This window comes from Lysinibacillus sp. CD3-6, from assembly GCF_006351725.2.
Lineage (GTDB): Bacteria > Bacillota > Bacilli > Bacillales_A > Planococcaceae > Lysinibacillus.
On sequence record NZ_CP085880.1, the window covers coordinates 1680776 to 1700938 of the forward strand.

The following is a 20163-nucleotide window of genomic DNA, read 5'->3' on the forward strand; positions in this document are numbered from 1 at the left end:
TATCTATTATTTTAAAGATAATTCTATATCTCCATGAGAAAGAGAAATACTAAGCTGATTTTCTCCTGCATGTAGCTGTGAAACTTTACTATTTTGAGAACTATCATTCACTGTAATATCGCCAAAGCTTGTTTTTAATTCGAATCCTATATCACTTTTGTTATTGTCTAAGTGTAGCGAAGTATCTCCAAAGCTAGAGGTAATCTTAGATTGACCGTTAAGTGTCCCATTTATATTGATATCCCCATGCTCGCTCTCAACAATAAAGCCGTTACCATTAAATTGGTCAAGCGTTAAATCACCGAATGCCTGTGTTATTTCCGTTTTTTCTCCAGTAATATTTTTCAGTAGGATATCGCCATAATCCTCTTTAACATTGAGTTGTTTGTAGTGAAAACCTTTAAGTATTGTATCGCCAAAATTACTGTCAATCACTAGCGAATTTAATTTTGTATCTTTTGGAACCGTAATTTTTATGGAGGGTGACTTCCATGAGCCAATGCCAATCGACATGCCACTTTTTCTTTTACTTTTCGTTTCAACTGTCAAAGTACCATCTTTAATGTTATAAGTCACATCCGTATTTTTCATAACGTTTGTTTCTAATGAATAATTATCTGACTGAAGTATTTCAACATCCCCATAGTCATTATTTATGTGCAGGTCTGTAAATGCTTCAAGTGTATAAAAATTATTTTCGAGCCCATTTTTAGTAGGTACAGTGAAGCCATTACCCTCTTGTACGATATTCAATTTTCCTCCAGAGGAAAAACCAATGACGGCAAGCAAAATACCTAAAGTAATCATACTAAGCGCAATGAGCTTATATCGCGAAATCATCTAAAATCCCCCTTTACGCTTTTTTGTGATTTTACGGAATAAACTTGCCAAAACTTCTACACAAACAAGACCAATTTTTTTAATCAAGCGCGCTACGGCTGGGAAAAGGAGAACGCCCAATCCAGTAACAATTAGCCCTATTCCTATAAAGAGAAGTGCTGTTGGCCAGTGCTCTGTTAACACAAAGAAACCTGCAATAAGTGCAACAACACCGCCTAAAAAGATACTTAAAACTGTTGCTACAATCGCCACAACAAAGCTGAAAATGACGGCTCCAACCGATATAATTAGTGCTACTGCAACTGCAAGTAATGGTATTGATAGTGGTGCCGATAATATTGCTAGAATAATGAGCCAAATCGCGGTCATATTTTTCTTTGTAGATGGGGGTGTTGCATCTAAATCCTTTATGGCAAAATCAGCCATTATTTGTGAGGCAACAACAGAGGGAGACCCTAGTTGCGCAATGACTTGCTGTTCGTTTTCTACACCTGCTTCATCAAAATACTCTTCATAATAGACAAGCGCAGCATTTAGCTCGTGCGCTGGAAGCCGACTTAATTTGCTGCGTAGCTTTTTTAAATAGCTAGCTCTATCCATCTAATTTCCCTCCTAAAAGTACACAGTCAACTTTTTGCTTATACATTTGCCATTCCTGTAAAAGCTCTAGCAATCGTATCCGCCCTTGCTCGGTTATTTGGTAATACCGTCTATTTCTCCCTTGGTAAGGTTGATCATAGGTTGTTAGGTAGTTCGCTTTTTGTAAACGGCGCAATACTGGATACAGTGTTGATTCGGATATATCCATCACAGATTGTACTTGCTGTGTTAATGAGTAGCCGTATGCATCCTCCTTATCAACAATTGCAAGTACACAAGCGTCGAGTAATGCGGAGCCTAGCTGAAATGTCATCTTTCCACCTCACATTCAATTACCTATACAAGGTTTTATATTATATGCTGTATAGTATGCTGATAGTATATGACGTATAGTATGTGTTTGTCAATTTTTGTGAAAATAATGGGAGAGGGAAATTTTAGCGGGAAGTCAATTACTAGAAAAAAATATTTGAAGATTAATTGGAATCTGTTATAGTAGTGCTGAAGGGCAGTATCCTTTGTGAACGGCACCTTCAAAATTGATTTACCAATTACAACAAATATCTGCCTTGATCTTTATAGACAGGGACGGAAGAAAACGATGCGTTCAAAATTTAACTTGATTGAGTGGAAACAGTCTACCTACAAAATTGTATTGGCTTGTTTCTAGTTGGTTAAATGAAGTGAAAGCCTCAACGTCATGTCACGGATTGTTATTTGCATAGGCATACAAAAGCCTACTAATCTGTTGACAATGGGGTAAAACAGTTCTGAACGAACCCATGACCTTTCTGTCCATTTTCGGAATAGAAAGGTCTTTTTGTTTTTTTCCTTAAAAAAGGAGGACTACACAATGAAGACAACATCAGATTTTTTAAAAATGAAAGCAGCAGGAGAGAAAATCGTTATGTTAACGGCATACGATTATCCATCCGCAACATTTGCTGAGGAAGCAGGTGTTGAAATGATTCTTGTAGGCGATTCGCTTGGAATGGTTGTGCTTGGTTATTCATCAACGATGCCAGTTACGGTTGCGGATATGGTCCATCATGCAAAAGCTGTACGTCGCGGGGCAAAAAATACATTTATGATTGTGGATATGCCATTTGGGTCTTATCAAGGTGAGATTAACGACACTTTAAAAACAGCGGTATCCATGATGCAGGAAACAGGGGCAGATGCTCTTAAGCTAGAGGGAGCAGGGGATGTATTGCCAGTAATCCGTAAATTAACATCAGCAGGTATCCCTGTCGTTGCCCATTTAGGATTGCAACCGCAATTAGCAGGCGTACTTGGTGGCTACAAGGTACAGGGGAAGACAGCTGAACAGGCACAACAACTTATTGAGGATGCCAAAAAGTGTGAAGCTGCGGGGGCTTGTGCCATTGTATTAGAATGTATTCCACATCAGCTAACAGAGTTAGTATCCGCTGCACTAATGATTCCGACGATTGGCATTGGCGCTGGACTTGAGGCAGATGGACAAGTGTTAGTTTTCCATGACATGCTAAGCTATGGATCACATCATGTGCCAAAATTTGTGGAACGCTTTGCCGATATGGGAAGTGAAGCAAGTAGTGGTATTGAAAGTTTTGTAAATGCAGTGAAAGCAGGGACATTCCCAACAATAAAACACTCCTTCACGATGAAGGATGAAGCATTAGATCAGCTATACGGAGGCGTTAAATAAATGAAAGTCATTACAACAATCGAAGCACTAACTGCAGAAATACAAGCAGCTAAGCTAACACAAAAAACCATTGGATTAGTGCCAACGATGGGTTATTTGCATGAAGGCCATTTAACATTAGCCTCAAAAGCTCGTGCGGAAAATGACCTTGTTGTGATGAGTATATTCGTTAATCCGACGCAATTTGGTCCAAATGAGGACTTTGAAAGTTATCCTCGTGATTTAGAACGTGACAAGGCTTTAGCACAATCTGTAGGTGTAGATATTGTCTTTGCACCAAGTGTTGACGAGATATATCCGCATAATGGTGGAATTTTCATCCATGCAGGCGAACAGGCAACCATTTTATGTGGGGCAAGTCGACCAGGTCATTTTGATGGCGTATTACAGGTCGTATCTATTTTATTTCACTTAACGCAGCCAACCCGTGCGTACTTCGGTCAAAAGGATGCGCAGCAAGCGGCTATTATCGCTACGATGGTACGTGATTATCATTTTCCTTTAGAAATGCGTGTCGTGCCTATCGTACGTGAGGAAGATGGTTTAGCAAAATCTTCGCGTAATGTCTACTTGAGTGCTAAAGATCGCAGTGAAGCACCAGCTATATATGAGGCTTTACAGCTTGCAAAAGACAGTTTTTTAGCAAATGGTGATGCAACTGGGGCATTGGCAAAAGCACAGGCTCACATTACTAAAAGCACACATGGCAAAATTGACTATATCGAATTATTAGCTTACCCAGACCTACTCCCTGTAACAGCTCAAACGGAACAAGTCCTTTTAGCAACTGCTGTTTATATCGGACAAACACGTTTAATCGATAATTGTATTTTTAATGTGAAAGAAGGAAAATAATATGTTACGAATGATGATGAATAGTAAAATCCACCGTGCTACAGTTACGGAAGCGGATTTAAATTATGTAGGATCTATCACAATTGATGAGAATATACTAGATGCAGTCGGTATGCTACCAAACGAGAAAGTGCATATCGTAAATAATAATAATGGTGCTCGCTTTGAAACTTATATTATTGCAGGTGAGCGTGGTTCAGGCGTTATTTGTGTAAATGGTGCAGCAGCGCGCCTCGTCCAACGTGGAGACATTGTTATCATTATCTCTTATGTTTATGTAGATAATGCAGAGGCAAAAGAACATAAACCAACAGTAGCAATTATGGGAGAAGGCAATACAATTAAAGAAATGATTGCCTACGAGCCTGAAGCAACTATCTTATAGTGCCAGTCACTCACACAATTCTCACACAATTTACGTGAAAAGTGCCAGTCACTCACACAATTTCAATGCAAGTCATTTTTGTATAGTCGAGTAAAAATCCACGAAGACTCCTGCGGGAACAGCACACAATGTAAGACGCAACAGGCGGCGCGATAGCGACGGTTGCGGCTTACAATGTGCCCGCGGAAAGCGAAGTGGATTTTTCCGCTTTTAGAAGCCTATGTTTTGCTAGTTGTCTATGTTAAAGTATCAGACACTCACTCAATTTTCAAACAATTTTGAGGCGTTTTATGGAAAAACATTAGCGAAAAAGCATTTTCTTTCATCCAAGATGGCGGAAGGATGACCAGCGAGATGAATTTATGATAAAATTCATCTATCTAATGTGAACTGTGAGTTGAGATGTATGATGGAAAGTCAAAAGTATGCAATTGTTGATTTGGAGACGACAGGTCATTCTCCAGCAAATGGTGACCGTATGATCCAAATTGCCATTGTAGTTATGAAGGATTGGAAAATAGAGCGCACCTATACGAAATTTATTCATCCAGGAAAATCTATTCCATCCTTTATTCAAGATTTAACGCATATTACGGACGAGGATGTTAAGGATGCATTGCCGTTCGAGGCACATGCGGACTACATATATGAATTAATTGCCGATAGTGTTTTTGTCGCGCATAATACCGATTTTGACTTATCCTTTTTACAAGCAGAATTCAAACGAGCTGGTTTACCAAAATGGCATGGTAAGAAAATGGATACGGTAGAGCTAGCAAAAATATTATTTCCTATGTCACTAAGTTTTAAGCTAGGTGATTTAGCAGCCGATTTAAATATCGAGCTTGAAAATGCACATAGAGCGGACGATGATGCGCTTGCAACAGCTGAGCTTTTTAAACATTGTTGGGAGGAGCTTCTTAACCTTCCACAACTAACGCTGGAACAAATGCATAAACGCTCGTTCCGATTAAAATCTAACTTATCTCAGCTCTTCTTTGAGGCATTACAAATAAAACGCCATCAAAGTTCAACTGATGAAAATATTACCTACTATCGAAATTTTGCAATTTGTGATGGACGTCAAAAACAGGTTTTTCAGTCTGAGCTATTACCTTACCCTCAAACTGCTAAAGATAAAGAAGCAATGATGACAAAGGCTATGCCTAACTTTGAGCAAAGACCAGCACAATTTGCAATGATGGATACGATTTGGCAAGCATTGAATACGAAAAAAGAATGCGTTATCGAGGCTTCGACAGGCATCGGAAAAACAGTTGGATATCTTTTACCTAGTATTTTATATGCGCGAGCGCACAATAAAAAGATAGCGATCAGTACGTATACAGCACATTTACAAGAGCAGCTCGTCGAAGAGGAACTACCGAAAATCGAAAAAATTCTTGGTACAAAAGTAAATGTAGCTGTCCTTAAGGGCATGCAGCATTATATTGACCTCGCACGCTTTGAGCAGTGTATGGCATATGCGGATGAATCCTATGATGATACCTTTACAATTTTACAATTGCTTGTATGGCTGACAAAAACGCAAACTGGTGTGTTAAGTGAACTTAATGTTTCGGGCGGAGGGCAACTGTTTTTAGAAAAAATCCGTAAAATACCTGATGACAAACCGACAAAGGGCTTTGATTTCTACGAGCAAGCGTTAAAAAATAGTGCAACAGCGGACTGTATCGTGACAAATCACTCAATGGTCATTAGTGATTTAGTTCGACAAACACCCATTTTTACACAAATTGATGGTTGGATTATTGATGAAGCACATCAAGTTATTCAAGCAGCTATGCAACAAGATGAAACGGTCTTTTCGTATACTCAATGGAAATATATTTTTGGACAAATTGGTACAATGGAAGAAACAGCCCTCTTTCAGCAATTTAGTCAGGCGGCTAAAAAGAAGCAACGCATTCCGATGCAAAGTTTACAGCAACTTGACAAGCAATTTATACGCCTACAGCGTGTGTTCGATGAAACAATTCAGCGTGTCGTACAAAAAGTGCAACAGCAGATTAAAGGCAAACAGACTAGTAGCAAGTGTACACTGTTTTTAGAGGATGTATCTCTTGCAAAAGAGCCACTCTTACAAGTCAGCAAATTATTACAGCAATGGCTAGACCGTGCAGTGGAAGCGGGCAAAGCATTTGAAAATAATATTGAACAATTAGACAAAAATGAAATATTTATTGTATCTGAGTGGCATTATTGGATTCGTGAAATGAAGCTAAGAATTGCCGAATGGGAGGAAATTTTCCTATTACCCCATGAGGATAATTCAGTGTGGTTTGAGTTTGATTTGCGCAGTGTCCCAGGTAGTCTACATGTCTTTAAAAAGCCAGTAAATGTTACACCAATCATTGAGAAGGTGCTTGCGCCACTCCGTCACCAAGCAAGTATCGTCTGGACTTCTGGTACGTTAACCGTGCCAGGTAATGAACGTTTTATTACACGTCAGTTAGGTATTTCAGACAGTGTGGAGGTCGTAAAGTTACAGGCACCTCCGTCGTACTATGCAGGGGCAAAGGCATTTATCGTCACGGATATGCCAGATATTCAACAAGTTACACAGGCGGAATATATAGAGGCGGTTGCACATGCCATTACACGTACGGTTCGTATGACGGAAGGCCGCTGCTTTGTGCTATTCACTGCACAAGATATGTTGCGCAAAACGGTTGAGCTCATACAGGATAGTGAGCTGCTCGATGACTATATGCTCTTCGCACAAGGTGTGACAGGTGGTAGTCGAATGCGTATTCTCAAGTCATTTCAGAAATTTAGCCAAGCAGTGTTATTTGGAACAAATAGCTTTTGGGAAGGTGTAGACGTTCCAGGTGACGCACTTTCTTCGGTTATCGTAGTACGACTACCGTTCTCTTCTCCAGAAGAGCCCGTGTTCAAAGCCCGTGCCAAACATATCACACTGCAAGGGCGCAACTCATTTACTGAGCTTTCTTTACCTGAAGCCATTATGCGTTTTAAGCAAGGGTTTGGCCGATTAATTCGTTCATCGCAAGATAAGGGCGCATTTATTGTGTTAGATCGCCGTATTAGCACAAAATCCTATGGAAAAGAATTTATTCATGCATTACCACCGATAAATGTAAGGAAATTACAATTACCAGAGCTATTAAAAGAATTAAGTAATTGGCAGAAATAATAAAGGTCCCTTTTAGCATTATGCTAGGAGGGACTTTTAATAATTGGTGCAATGATGTAGCTTTTTAATGTTATATAAGTGTCTGCAATGGACCATAAGAGCAAGAATGAGGACGAAATGACTGATGCACCCCTGTTAAGATGATATCTATCATGTATAGGGGGATTAAATATGACGACAATAAAAACATTCAATGCGTTACATACAACACAAGATTTATTATTATTAGGGAATGTTTGGGATTTATTATCCGCATTAACGCTAGAAAAGGCGGGTTTTAAAGCTATAGGAACGACAAGCTGGGGAATCGCAAATTCGCTTGGATATACAGACGGTGAATGTATCGATTTTAACAGACATTTAGCTATAATTAAATCAATTACCGAGAATGTCAATATTCCAGTTTCAGCGGATATTGAATCAGGGTATGGAAGCGATACGAAAACAATATTAGAGAATGTATTAAGAACAGCCGATGTTGGCGTGGCAGGTATTAATATTGAGGATTCACTAAAACAACAAAAAGGACTAAGAAATATTAATGAACATTGTTCCCTATTAGCAGAAATGAGAACGATGTTAGATCAACATGGTTATAAAGACTTTTTTATTAACGCAAGGACAGATACATATTTTCAAATGGAGCAGCCCTTTTTAGAAACAATGACAAGAGCGAAGGCATATGTCGACAGCGGTGCTAGTGGAATTTTTATACCAGGGATGATAGATCATGATGAAATAAGAGAAATGACTTCAGCGATTGATGCGCCAATAAATTTAATGTCGTTACCAGGTCTAACAAATTGTCAGACGCTACAACAATTAGGCGTTAAACGTTTTAGTTTTGGCAATGCATTATCTGATACAATCATGGCTTATTTAACAAAAAATGCAACACAGTTAATGGAGACAAGAGATACATCATTTTTATATGAATAGCTGAAAATGGAGGGGTTTAATGGATATTAACGTCAATCTTTCGTTTGATGAGATGTGGGAGATAATCATTGCTTGTGATCGAACTTATGATGGATTATTTTTCACAGCAGTGAAAACGACAAAAATTTATTGTCGTCCCTCGTGCAGGTCAAGAAAGCCCAAAAAAATAAACGTAGCATTTTATGATGATCGAACAAAGGTTGAACAAGCAGGTTTTCGTGCTTGTAAACGGTGTCAACCTGAAGTTGAGCACTCCCCACATGCGCAACTTATCAAAGTAGTTACATCATTTTTAATGACGGAATACAAGCAAACGCTTACGTTGCAGCAAATTGCCAATCATGTTGGGATAAGCCCATTCCATCTCGAACGATTATTTAAACAAGCAACTGCTGAAACTCCACGTACTTATTTAGAAAAAATAAGAATCGATAAAGCGGCACATTTATTAAAGAGTACGAATTTAACGATTTTAGAAATTTGCTTTGAAACAGGATTTCTTAGTTCTTCTAATTTTTACAAAGTTTTTCGGCGCCAAAAAAGCTGCTCTCCTACTGAATATCGCAATCGGCAAAATAAGGAGCTAGAATTATGAAACAGTCAGAGGAAAAATGCTACATTGAAATCAGTACGCCAATGTTATTTAACTATGATGAATGCTTATTATTTTTAGCTAGATCAAATCATGAAATACTGCATACGATACAAAATAAAATATTATACAAATTGCTAAACATTCATAATGAATTTATTTTATGTAAAATTAGCTATAGCGGACAAAAGATTCAGGTTCACTTTCCGCTTAAAACACCTTCCCAAACTGCTGTTGTACAAGTGATAGCTTATATAAGGGGATGGTTCGACTTAGATCGAAACTTGACGCCATTTTATAAAATGGCACAAAAAGATAAGATTTTGCAGCAACTAGTAAAAAAATATGATGGATTACGAATAATAGGTATTCCTGATTTATTTGAAGCGCTTGTATGGGCAATTATTGGGCAACAAATAAATTTAACATTCGCCTATACGCTCAAAAAACGATTTGTAGAACATTTTGGTGAGCATGTGACTTATGAGGGGAAAACATATTGGCTATTTCCGACATGTGAAAAAATTGCCTCTCTAAATATAGAAGATTTAAGAGCATTGCAATTTACTGTTCGAAAATCGGAATATATTATTGCAATTGCACAAGCGATGGCAAGCGGTGAATTAACGAAAGAAAAATTACTAAAGGAAGAAGATAGTGCCAACATTAAAAAAATTCTTATGGCAATAAGAGGAATTGGTGCATGGACTGCGGATTATGTCCTTATGAAATGTTTTCATAATCCAACTTCGTTTCCCATTGCCGATGTTGGACTCCATAATGCTTTGAAAGTGCAACTAGCATTAGATCGCAAACCAACAATAGATGAGCTAAAAGAGTTTGAAGTACTTTGGCAAGGATGGCAAGCTTATGCAACCTTTTATTTATGGAGGTCATTATATGACAATGTATAAAGTGGATTACGATTCTCCTATAGGGATTATAGAAATTATTGGCAGTTCTGAAGCCGTTTGTTCAATTATGTTTACCGAACGGCCGCACATAATAAACTTTCCAAAAGATTCAACACCGAAAATTTTACTTGATTGCCTAAAGCAATTGGATGAATATTTTAAGGGTCAACGTTTCACTTTTACTTTTCCTTATAGCGTTGAAGGCACGAACTTTCAGAAACAAGTATGGCAAGCATTGACTAAAATAGGCTATGCAGAAATAGGGACATACAAAACAATTGCCCTATCAATTAACAATGAAAAAGCGATAAGAGCTGTTGGCAATGCAAATGGCAAAAATAAACTTAGCATTGTTATTCCTTGTCATCGGATTATCGGTTCGAATGGAACTTTAACTGGGTATGCTGGCGGTTTATGGCGGAAAGAATGGTTACTTCAACATGAAAAGTCATTTCACAAAGGTAAATAAACTAACTATAACGAAATATTAAGCGCTAATAAATGGTCATTTTAAGATTTATTAGTGCTTTTTGTATGCTTTTTTGCAGTCAAAGCGCACCTTGTATAAAAAAACAGTTATTGCGAAAAATAAGACCGTCATTATGAGTGTTGTAAATAACTTACATGACACATTCACTAATGGCTCATTCGTCATAAAGAATAATGGTGAGGTTTAGCTTGCCAGACATTTGACTTGCTTTGCCATTAAAGAAAGAAAGGAGGGACTACGAATGGGAACATTATATAGGATTGCCTTAGTTCTCGTAATTATTGGTGCAATTAACTGGGGTCTAATCGGATTTTTTAGATTTGATTTAGTCGCATATTTATTTGGTGGACAAACAGCTGTATTGTCTAGGTGGGTATATGCACTAGTAGGAATTGCTGGACTTATATCGATTCCAATCCTTGCAAAGCGTTTGGATGGGGAAGAGAACCTCGAGACGCATACTCGTATTAACAGCAACCCGAGTTATGGTATGGAAGCTGGGGAAGAAGCAGACTTCACAGACGTTCCAAAAACGAATAAAAAAGATACAAATAACAATACCAATACCAATACAAATACCAAAAACAAGAAAAAGTAAGCACTTTAAAACAGATTGTTCTTTAGGTGCATTAATTTTTCGTAACAAACAGCCGTCTCAAATGTACAACTGAGACGGCTTATATTTTTAGTCGTTATTACTTGGGAAAGCAAAGGAAGATGCAGATTCTGTAGTATCCTCAAACCACTTTTCGGAAATTGTTTTTGCTTTTGTAAAGAAGCGAACTTGGTCTGGTCCAAACATATGACCTTCACCAAATTTTGACCGTTTCCAGCCTCCAAAATTGTGGTAGCCTACAGGAATTGGGATTGGTACGTTTACGCCTACCATACCGACTTCAATTTCGGAAGTAAATTTTCGAGCGGCAGCTCCATTATTCGTGAAAATCGTTACGCCATTCCCTAATTCGTGATTGTTAATTAAATCAATCGCTTCCTCCAACGTTTGGACACGTACGACATTTCGTGCAGGTCCAAATACTTCCTGCTCATAAATTTCCATACCTGGTTTGACGTTATCCAATAATGTTGGGCCTAAATAAAAACCATTAGACGTTTTAGAGATGTCTGGTTGACGACCATCGCACACAATAGTAGCCCCCTCTTGAAGACTACGGTCAATAAAGCCAATGATGGCCTCTTTCGATTGTTGAGTAATAACAGGTCCAAAATCAACTTCTGGATCCGTATACGGTCCTACTTTTAAAGCTGCTATTTTTTCAGCTAATATTTTTACAAGCTTATCAGCTGTAGTTTCACCAACTGGAATGATGGTAGAAATGGCCATACAACGTTGGGATGCTGCACCATAAGCTGCACCTAAAAACGCATTTGCCACTTGCTCTAAATCTGCATCTGGCATAACAACCATATTGTTTTTACCACCACCTAATGCTGTCACGCGTTTGCCATGTTTTGAGCCTGTTGCGTAAATATATTCTGCAACTGGTGTCGAACCGACAAATGAAATTGCCTCGATAGAGGGATTTGTTAAAAGTTCATTTACAGTATCCTTATCCCCATTAATAACAGTCCAAATTCCATCTGGTAAACCTGCTTCCTTCCAAAGCTCAGACAAAAATAGGGCAGAGCAAGGAACACGCTCAGATGGTTTTAAAATAACGGCATTCCCAACTGCAACGGCCATACTAGTGATAGCGAGGGGTACCATCACTGGGAAGTTAAAGGGAGAAATGGCAGCAACAACGCCAAGTGGTGCTTTTGCTGAATAGGCATTAATGTTCCCGCCTACATTAACTGAATACTCGCCCTTTAATAAATGGGGGGCATTAATTGCCAAGTCGACTGACTCTAAGCCTCTTGTAATTTCCCCTTTGGCATCTTCAATCGTTTTCCCACTTTCAGTACAAATCATGTCAATTAATTCATCCATGCGTGCTGTTAGTAATTGACGAAACTTTAGTACAATTTCAGCCCGCTTTCCAACTGAAAGTCCGCGCCAAGCAGGAAAGGCATTTTGGGCACTAACGATTGCTTCTTGCACTTCTTCCTTTGTGGCAAGTGGGACTCGTGCAATTACTGCTCCTGTACTTGGGTTGTAGACATTTGAAAAGGTTTTACTTTTTCCTACTACAATTTCTCCATTAATAAAGTGCCCGAGTTCTTTTACACCCGTATTCGTAACCAACTTAAACATTCCTCCTTCAAGTATAGCAATAATAAACAATTCAATTTGCAGCACTACTACGAAAATCTATTAGTAGCTGTTAAGCTGTTGCGCTTATTGGCAACAGATGGCGATCACTCCATTATTACTTTATATGAATAGCTTAATTGTTTTAGAAGGACAATATATTAATTGAAAATTCAGATATATATTTTGGGAGTAAGATGATGTTACAAACCCTAGTTAATGATGCGTTAACACATCTTCTATCAAAAAAGCTAAGTAAAGATTTGTTTTTGTAAAAGGGTTTGTTAAATCCATATCTAAAAGCATTTCTATTTTTCTCATTTTGTATAGGACGGTATTACGATGAATAAATTGTCGTTCGCTTATTTTACTCGTGCTGCCATTTTCCTCGAGAAAAATGCGCAAAAATGCTACATAATCCGTATTGTGTAGCTCATCGTAGCGATGTAATTGACCTAATATATCTTGGCTAAAGGATTGCATTAATGGTTGGTTTTGAACGGCCATAATAATTTGATAGGCACCAATATCTTTATATTTATATAAAAATCGGTTGTTATGAAGCTGTGCTAATTGTATGACAGTTAAAGATTCTTCATAGCTTTTACGTATATTTTCATGCTCTTTTTGGTAGTTTCCTTTACCGATAATCATATCGAGGGAACCATTTTTTTGTTTAATTTTATCATAGATTTCTTCAACAATTTTCGAGAAGGGGATGTTTGGTGTATTGATTTGTGATCTATCAATTAAAAAAATGAGGTGATTTTTATGTTTAAGTTTTAAAAACCGTTTATAGCGATGTTGGAATGCAAATTGGACCATGACCTCGTAGCGGTCGATGCTAGACTGGCTACCTATCATTGAACAAGTGATGATGGCAAGCTCTCTACCTAGTGGAAATCCAAGTTGTATCAATTGTTCTTTTATCGATTCATTATGTTTTTTATAGTGAAAAAGTAAATGATACAGGACCTTTTCTTCAATGGAAAGCTCTTGGTGATGGTTTGCAATGAATTGAAAAGTAGTTTTTAATAAATCAGCTATTCGACAATGCCAGGGCATTTGAAAAACAGGGAAATCATGCTCGTTAGCAAAAGTGATGATTGACTGAGGAATAGCAGAAATATAAGGGCCAATGTTAATAATAAAGCCTGCTACTTTTTTTTCGTAAGCTAACTTAACGAGTTGTTCTAAGGAATCTTCTTGCTGTGATAAGTTAATACCTGTAGTGACGACAAGTTCATTTGGTCGACAAAACATAATTAAATCAATGCTCTCTACTACGTTAATACCAGTAACTCTGCGATGTGACCCACTTTGTCCAGCTACTAATGTCAGCATAGGGAATTGAACTCCCTCCACAATTTTGCGAATCGTTCCCATAGTTTCCCCCCTTAATATGAACATAACTTACCATATATCATGTGCAGATGCACATATTTTTTTAGTTTTATATCCATATCTCGTAAATTTTATCTAATTTAGAATATTTATTAACTACTGTGAAAGAGAGGACTTGCATATGTATAAATGTAATAGTAGACGATTGCAAGATTCAATTGAACAATTTAGTCAGTTTGGGGCTACTAGAAACGGTGGCGTAACGCGTTTGTCTCTTTCGAATGAGGATGTTTTAGCTAGGGATTATTTTTGTAAGTGCTGCGAGGAATTAGGGATGGAAATCAAGGTGGATGATATGGCTAATATCTATGCCCTTCTACCAGGGAAAAAGGAAGTTCCTCCAATTGTCATGGGCTCACATTTAGATTCTGTTGAAAAGGGTGGCAAGTTTGATGGTGTTTTAGGTGTTTTAACAGCTTTAGAGGCGATTAGAACATTAAAGGACAACGATGTTGAGCTAGATGTGCCATTAATGATTGTTAATTTTACAAATGAAGAAGGTGCTCGCTTTGATCCAGCGATGATGAGCTCAGGCGTAATTGCTTCGAAATTTGAAAAGGATAAAATGCTACTGTCGCTCGATAAAAATGGCATGTCCTTTCAAGACGCGTTAAAAGCTAGTGGTTATGAGGGGGACCCACAGCATCGATTAAAAGAAGCGCTAGCTTATATCGAACTTCATATCGAACAAGGGCCAGTACTTGAAGCGAAGCAATTGGAAATTGGAGTTGTTCAAGGGGTGCTTGGAATGGTGTGTTATGAAATTACGATTACAGGTGAATCGAATCATGCTGGAACGACCCCGATGTCAATGCGCAAAGACCCAATGATTGTTGCAGCAAAAACAATGTTATCTTTACATGAACAACTTGAGGAAATTGACGACCAACTCGTATTTACATTTGGCCGAATGAATGTTTTTCCTAATATTCATACCGTTATTCCAAATAAAGTGACATTTACAATTGATTCTCGTCATCAAAAGCCTGAGGTAATGCAAAGGGTTGAAGAAATTTTGAATGCTTTGCCTACAGAGGATGTGGAGTGCCGCATACAGCCAGTCAAACTGTGGGGTAGAGATACGGTAATGTTTGATACAAAAATTTGTGATGAGATCGAAATGTCTTGCCAACGCTTTGGTTATAGCGCTCATCGAATGTTTAGTGGCGCAGGGCATGATGCGCAATATATTGCGAGTATAATTCCTTCAGCAATGATATTTGTACCGAGCATTAAAGGTAAGAGTCATTGCGAGGAGGAGGAAACAGCGTTTGAAGATTGTGCAAAGGGAGCAGACGTACTACTTGAAACGGTATTAACGATGCAAACGAAATATAGTATGGGCGCATCGTACTCGGTAAATTAGTTTTACTAGAATATTAATAGACAAGTTGGTAGGAAAATGACGGACTCGATGACCCCACAGAAAAAGCTAGCAGAGCTGTGACAATAAAGGCAGTTAATTTTTTAATGGTGATTTTGCAAACTATCAGGCTACTAGAATAAATTCAAATAATGACTTGAATTGACACGAAAGGTGAGGGATAGCATGAAAAAAATCATTCAAGGTGGACGAGTAGCAACTGCTTCTGATGTATACGAGGCAGATATTCTTATAGAAAACGGAAAGATTGTCCAAATTGGAAAAAATTTATCTGTAGAAGGCGCAGAAATTATTGATGCTACTGGCAAATATGTTATGCCTGGAGGAATTGACCCACATACACATTTAGATATGCCCTTTAACAATACAGTGACAGATGATGATTGGAAGTCTGGTACGATTGCGGCGGCATTTGGTGGCACAACAACCATTTTAGACTTCTGCTTAACGGCTGGAGAAAAGAAGCTTTCTACAGCAGTTGAGAAGTGGCATGAAAAGGCAAAAGGGAAATCAGCAATTGATTACGGATTCCACTTAATGATTGGTGATTTAACGCCAGAGACAGAGGCTGAGTTACCAGTATTGTTAGAACAAGAAGGAATTACTTCAGTAAAGGTCTTTATGGCCTATGCAAAAGAATTCCAAGCAACAGACCGTACACTTTTTAAAGCGTTTAAAATTGCAAAAGAGGTTGGCGCTACTGTTATGGTGCACTGTGAAAATGGCTCTGTTATCGACGAGCTTGTGGAAGAGGCGAGAAAAGCGGGACATAAAGAGCCGATATACCACGCACTAACTCGTCCAGCAGAGTTAGAGGGCGAGGCGACAAAGCGTGCCATCGAATTAGCTCATTTAGCAGGTGCAACGTTGTATGTTGTCCATGTAACTTGTAAAGAGGCGGTAGACGAAATTATCGCCGCGCGTGAAAAAGGTTACGACGTGTATGGGGAAACATGTCCACCTTATTTAACATTAGATCAGTCTGCTTTAGCACAGCCTGGCTTCGAAGGGGCGAAATACGTTTGGTCACCACCACTTCGTCCTAAATATCATCAGGAGCACCTGTGGAATGCGCTAAAAGCAAAGCAATTACAAACAATAGGTTCCGATCAATGCTCGTTTAGTTTTAATGGCAAAAAACAATTAGGGCTAAATGATTTCTCGAAAATTCCGAATGGTGGACCGTTTATTGAAGATCGCTTTAGCATCTTATATTCGGAAGGTGTTGCAAAGGGTAAATTAACAATTAATGAATTTGTCGATATGATTTCGACGAGTGCAGCGAAAATCTTTGGTCTATTCCCACAAAAAGGAACAATCGCAATTGGTTCAGACGCTGATATTGTTATTTTTGATCCTGATGTAAAACGCGAAATTTCAGCTAAAACACATCATATGAATGTCGATTACAATCCATATGAAGGCTGGGAAATTACTGGTGAACCAATTTCAGTACTTGTGCGTGGTGAATACGTTATTAAAGAGAAAGAATTTGTCGGTGTATTAGGTAGTGGACGCTTTATAAAACGTGAGTTGAAAGCGTCTGCTGGAGAAACGATAAAAATTTAACTTGCTTCAGCATTCTCTATTTTTATAAGTAGAGAAAGCATGCTAACAAGGGGACCTATAGTCTGAGTGGGTCACCCCTAGACTATATCAAGTAAGTGATAAATCAATAAAAGGCTATGCATGGCCGATTGTTTTGACTGGAGAACAAGACAATCGGCTATTAAACAATGGCGAGTCACATCAAGAACACATGAGGGGGATGTGGAAATGGTTCCGATTCAAGAACATGAAATGACAAAGCAACTGAAACGTAATTTTGTTGAATTAACTAGCAGAATGACCAAAAACGAAGCAATTGAAGAAGCAAATCGTTGTCTTTATTGTTATGACGCACCTTGTATTAAAGCTTGTCCGACGAGTATTCAAATTCCAAATTTCATAAAAAAAATTGCATCGGGTAATATGAAGGGCTCTGCTACTACTATATTAGAAGCAAACCCAATTGGTGCAAGTTGTGCAAGGGTTTGTCCAACAGAAGAGCTGTGTGAAGGGGCTTGTGTATTAAATTCATCAACAAAGCCAATCAAAATCGGAGAGCTTCAGCGTTATGCTACAGACTGGGCAATGGAGACCAATACACAGCTCTTTATGAAAGGTGAAAGTAATGGACTAAAGGTCGCAATAATTGGCGCTGGTCCAGCAGGTCTTTCAGCGGCACGTGAGCTTAGTCGTTTTGGTTATAGTGTCACAATTTTTGAGGCTGAATCGAAAGCGGGTGGCTTAGGAACTTACGGCATTGTGTCATTCCGATTACCTAATGAGGTAGCTGATTGGGAAGTAGAACAAATTGAAAAGCTTGGTGTAAACATTCAAACAAATACTACAGTTGGTATCGATATTTCTGCAGATGAAATTTTAGCACAATATGACAGTGTTATTTTAGCCGTTGGGATGGGGGCTGTACCGAACCTTGGCATCGAAGGGGAAGATCTTGTCGGTGTCCATGATGCAATTGAGTTTGTAAAGCAAACAAAAGTGGGAGCGCTTCCAACTGATATGGTAGGAAAACGCGTAGCGGTAATTGGTGCTGGAAATACAGCGATTGATGGTGCTACTTGTGCTGTTCGATTAGGCGCCGACAATGTGAAAATTCTTTATCGAAGAACACAAAAAGAAATGACTGCCTACAAATTTGAATTTGAATTTGCTAAGCAAGATGGAGTGGAGTTCAATTGGTTAACTGCGCCTAAAAAAATTATTGGCAATGAAGCAGGGGAAGTTGTTGGCATTGAATGTGTGAAAATGCAGCTCGGTGCACTAGGCGCGGATGGCCGTCAAAGACCAGAAGAAATTGCAGGGTCCAATTTTATAATCAATGTAGACGCCGTCATCAAAGCAATTGGTCAAACACGCTTTGTTTCATTAATTGAATCTTTTGGCATTCAACATACGAATGGCGTTGTCAATATTGATGAAACAACAATGCAAACATCCAATAAAAAAGTGTTTGCTTGTGGTGATGTTGTTTTTGGAAACGGACAAGGTGAGGCAATGGTAGTAACAGCTGTTCAGCAAGGTAAAGATGCAGCTTATAAGATTCATGAGCGTTTAAGAAAACCGAGCGAGATTGCATAAGGGGGGAAGTGACATGGCAGATTTACGAATTGATTTAGCGGGGATAAAATCACCAAATCCATTTTGGCTTGCATCCGCACCGCCAACGAACTCAGGCTATCAAGTGCAACGTGCATTTGAAGCGGGGTGGGGTGGTGCGGTGTGGAAAACATTAGGTGAACCAATTTTAAATGTTTCTTCACGATTTGCAGCAGTCAGTTATAACGGACAACGAGTGGCAGGCTTCAATAATATTGAATTAATTACTGATAGACCGTTGGAAGTAAATTTAAAAGAAATTTATGAAACGAAAAAAAGGTTTCCCGATCATGCCATTATTGCTTCCCTTATGGTAGAACCGAAGCAGGAAAAGTGGCATGAAATTGTAAAACGAGTAGAAGATGTGGGGGTAGATGGACTTGAGCTTAATTTTGGTTGTCCACATGGGATGGCAGAACGAGGAATGGGCTCCGCCTCTGGTCAAGTACCTGAATTGGTGGAAAAGCAAACGTATTGGGTGAAAGAAGCAGCACGTACACCAGTTATTGTGAAGTTAACGCCTAACATAACGGATATAACTGTAACGGCTGAAGCGGCGACAAGAGGTGGAGCAGATGCCATTAGTATGATTAATACAATTAATAGCCTGGCAGGTGTCGATTTAGATACATGGAATACTGTGCCACATGTTGCTGGTAAAGGGGCACATGGTGGCTATTGTGGTCCAGCTGTTAAACCGATTGCCCTAAATATGGTGGCAGAGTGTGCCCGTAATCCTCTTATTAATGTGCCTATCTCGGGTATCGGAGGTATTTCTAATTGGCAAGATGCGGCAGAGTTTATTTTAATGGGTGCGACAGGTGTGCAAGTATGCACAGCAGCAATGCATCATGGATTTAGTATTGTTGAAGATATGATTGATGGATTAAATAATTATTTAGATGATAAAGGGATTGCGTCCGTGAAAGATTTAGTTGGACGCTCGGTATCTCGTTATTCAGACTGGGGCAATTTAGATTTAAATTATAAAATTGTCGCGGAAATTAATAATGATGTATGTATTAACTGCAATAAGTGTCATATTGCATGCGAAGATACGTCACATCAATGTATCGATTTATATACAGAAAATGGAGTGCCAAAGTTAAAGGTTCGTGAGGAAGATTGCGTTGGATGTAATTTGTGCTCCATTGTGTGCCCAGTGGATGGCGCAATTACAATGGTAGAAAGAAAATCTGCTATTGCACCAATGACTTGGAATGAGCGTCAATTAATTATGAGTAGTCTATCTAAATAAAATTTTCGACTGTTAGTTAGTAACTGTTTTTCCACCTCCCTTTAGTGTTAAAGGGAGGCAACCTCAAGTAGATGTCACGGAAAATTTCATTCAGTAGGGCAATCAACCGTTGAAGGAGCTCGAAAGAAATGTTCTTATAGCCCTTTCATTCGGGAACTATTTGAATGAAAAATCATGCAACAAGTACAAGTGATGAATGATGCGCTAGGTCAGCCTTACTCATTATTCGGATTGCTTGATACGGATGCATAATTTATTAA

The 20163-nt window shown here is 38.6% G+C and carries 18 protein-coding genes; 13 read left to right on the forward strand and 5 right to left on the reverse strand.

Annotation, left to right across the window (positions count from 1 at the left end):
• Positions 1-6: 6 nt before the first annotated feature.
• The 3 genes from FH508_RS08015 to FH508_RS08025 are packed head-to-tail and all read right to left on the reverse strand — an operon-like array spanning position 7 to position 1753.
• Complete coding sequence (locus tag FH508_RS08015; protein ID WP_173478481.1) at positions 7-840, reverse strand: DUF4097 family beta strand repeat-containing protein; 834 nt, start codon at positions 838-840, stop codon at positions 7-9.
• Entirely contained in the window at positions 841-1440 is a 600-nt protein-coding gene (locus FH508_RS08020; RefSeq protein ID WP_173478482.1) for a DUF1700 domain-containing protein, read from the reverse strand. It lies immediately after the preceding gene.
• Positions 1433-1753, reverse strand: coding sequence for a PadR family transcriptional regulator (locus FH508_RS08025; protein ID WP_173478483.1), 321 nt, complete (start codon positions 1751-1753; stop codon positions 1433-1435). Before FH508_RS08025 ends, FH508_RS08020 begins: the two co-directional genes overlap by 8 nt.
• Positions 1754-2293: 540 nt before the next feature.
• Here FH508_RS08025 and panB point away from each other — a divergent pair.
• The 9 genes from panB to FH508_RS08070 all read left to right on the forward strand — a co-directional run bounded on the left by panB (position 2294) and on the right by FH508_RS08070 (position 11081).
• Positions 2294-3130, forward strand: coding sequence for a 3-methyl-2-oxobutanoate hydroxymethyltransferase (gene panB / locus FH508_RS08030; RefSeq protein WP_173478484.1), 837 nt, complete (start codon positions 2294-2296; stop codon positions 3128-3130).
• On the forward strand, positions 3131-3985 hold the full coding sequence (panC, locus tag FH508_RS08035) for a pantoate--beta-alanine ligase (RefSeq protein ID WP_173478485.1): 855 nt from the start codon (positions 3131-3133) through the stop codon (positions 3983-3985). It begins immediately after the preceding gene.
• 1 nt (position 3986) lies between these two features.
• Complete coding sequence (gene panD / locus FH508_RS08040; RefSeq protein WP_173478486.1) at positions 3987-4370, forward strand: aspartate 1-decarboxylase; 384 nt, start codon at positions 3987-3989, stop codon at positions 4368-4370.
• Positions 4371-4776: 406 nt separating this feature from the next.
• A complete protein-coding gene (gene dinG / locus FH508_RS08045; RefSeq protein ID WP_173478487.1) occupies positions 4777-7548 on the forward strand; it encodes an ATP-dependent DNA helicase DinG in 2772 nt (923 codons plus the stop codon).
• 171 nt (positions 7549-7719) lie between these two features.
• A complete protein-coding gene (locus tag FH508_RS08050) occupies positions 7720-8487 on the forward strand; it encodes an isocitrate lyase/PEP mutase family protein (protein ID WP_173478488.1) in 768 nt (255 codons plus the stop codon).
• 19 nt (positions 8488-8506) lie between these two features.
• On the forward strand, positions 8507-9082 hold the full coding sequence (locus tag FH508_RS08055) for a bifunctional transcriptional activator/DNA repair enzyme AdaA (protein ID WP_173478489.1): 576 nt from the start codon (positions 8507-8509) through the stop codon (positions 9080-9082).
• The gene (locus tag FH508_RS08060) at positions 9079-9993 is read left to right on the forward strand and encodes a DNA-3-methyladenine glycosylase family protein (protein ID WP_173478490.1); all 915 of its coding nucleotides are present in this window, start codon (positions 9079-9081) and stop codon (positions 9991-9993) included. The genes FH508_RS08055 and FH508_RS08060 overlap by 4 nt, the downstream gene beginning before the upstream one ends.
• A complete protein-coding gene (locus FH508_RS08065; RefSeq protein ID WP_173478491.1) occupies positions 9980-10462 on the forward strand; it encodes a methylated-DNA--[protein]-cysteine S-methyltransferase in 483 nt (160 codons plus the stop codon). Before FH508_RS08060 ends, FH508_RS08065 begins: the two co-directional genes overlap by 14 nt.
• 262 nt (positions 10463-10724) lie before the next feature.
• On the forward strand, positions 10725-11081 hold the full coding sequence (locus tag FH508_RS08070) for a DUF378 domain-containing protein (RefSeq protein ID WP_173478492.1): 357 nt from the start codon (positions 10725-10727) through the stop codon (positions 11079-11081).
• Between the two features lie 87 nt (positions 11082-11168).
• On the opposite strand, the gene FH508_RS08075 is transcribed toward FH508_RS08070, so the two are convergent.
• Both FH508_RS08075 and FH508_RS08080 read right to left on the reverse strand, forming a co-directional pair.
• Positions 11169-12698: a CoA-acylating methylmalonate-semialdehyde dehydrogenase gene (locus FH508_RS08075; protein ID WP_173478493.1), complete on the reverse strand. Its 1530-nt coding sequence runs from the start codon at positions 12696-12698 to the stop codon at positions 11169-11171.
• A gap of 213 nt (positions 12699-12911) precedes the next feature.
• Positions 12912-14081: a PucR family transcriptional regulator gene (locus FH508_RS08080; protein WP_173478494.1), complete on the reverse strand. Its 1170-nt coding sequence runs from the start codon at positions 14079-14081 to the stop codon at positions 12912-12914.
• Positions 14082-14220: 139 nt separating this feature from the next.
• Here FH508_RS08080 and FH508_RS08085 point away from each other — a divergent pair, with 139 nt between their 5' ends.
• The 4 genes from FH508_RS08085 to preA all read left to right on the forward strand — a co-directional run bounded on the left by FH508_RS08085 (position 14221) and on the right by preA (position 19903).
• A complete protein-coding gene (locus FH508_RS08085; RefSeq protein WP_173478495.1) occupies positions 14221-15465 on the forward strand; it encodes a Zn-dependent hydrolase in 1245 nt (414 codons plus the stop codon).
• Positions 15466-15648: 183 nt separating this feature from the next.
• Positions 15649-17052, forward strand: coding sequence for a dihydropyrimidinase (hydA, locus tag FH508_RS08090; RefSeq protein WP_173478496.1), 1404 nt, complete (start codon positions 15649-15651; stop codon positions 17050-17052).
• Positions 17053-17259: 207 nt separating this feature from the next.
• The gene (locus FH508_RS08095; RefSeq protein WP_173478497.1) at positions 17260-18627 is read left to right on the forward strand and encodes an NAD(P)-dependent oxidoreductase; all 1368 of its coding nucleotides are present in this window, start codon (positions 17260-17262) and stop codon (positions 18625-18627) included.
• Positions 18628-18640: 13 nt separating this feature from the next.
• Positions 18641-19903 (forward strand): NAD-dependent dihydropyrimidine dehydrogenase subunit PreA, encoded by a 1263-nt coding sequence (gene preA, locus FH508_RS08100; protein ID WP_173478498.1) that lies wholly within the window; start codon positions 18641-18643, stop codon positions 19901-19903.
• The last annotated feature ends 260 nt before the right edge of the window (positions 19904-20163 follow it).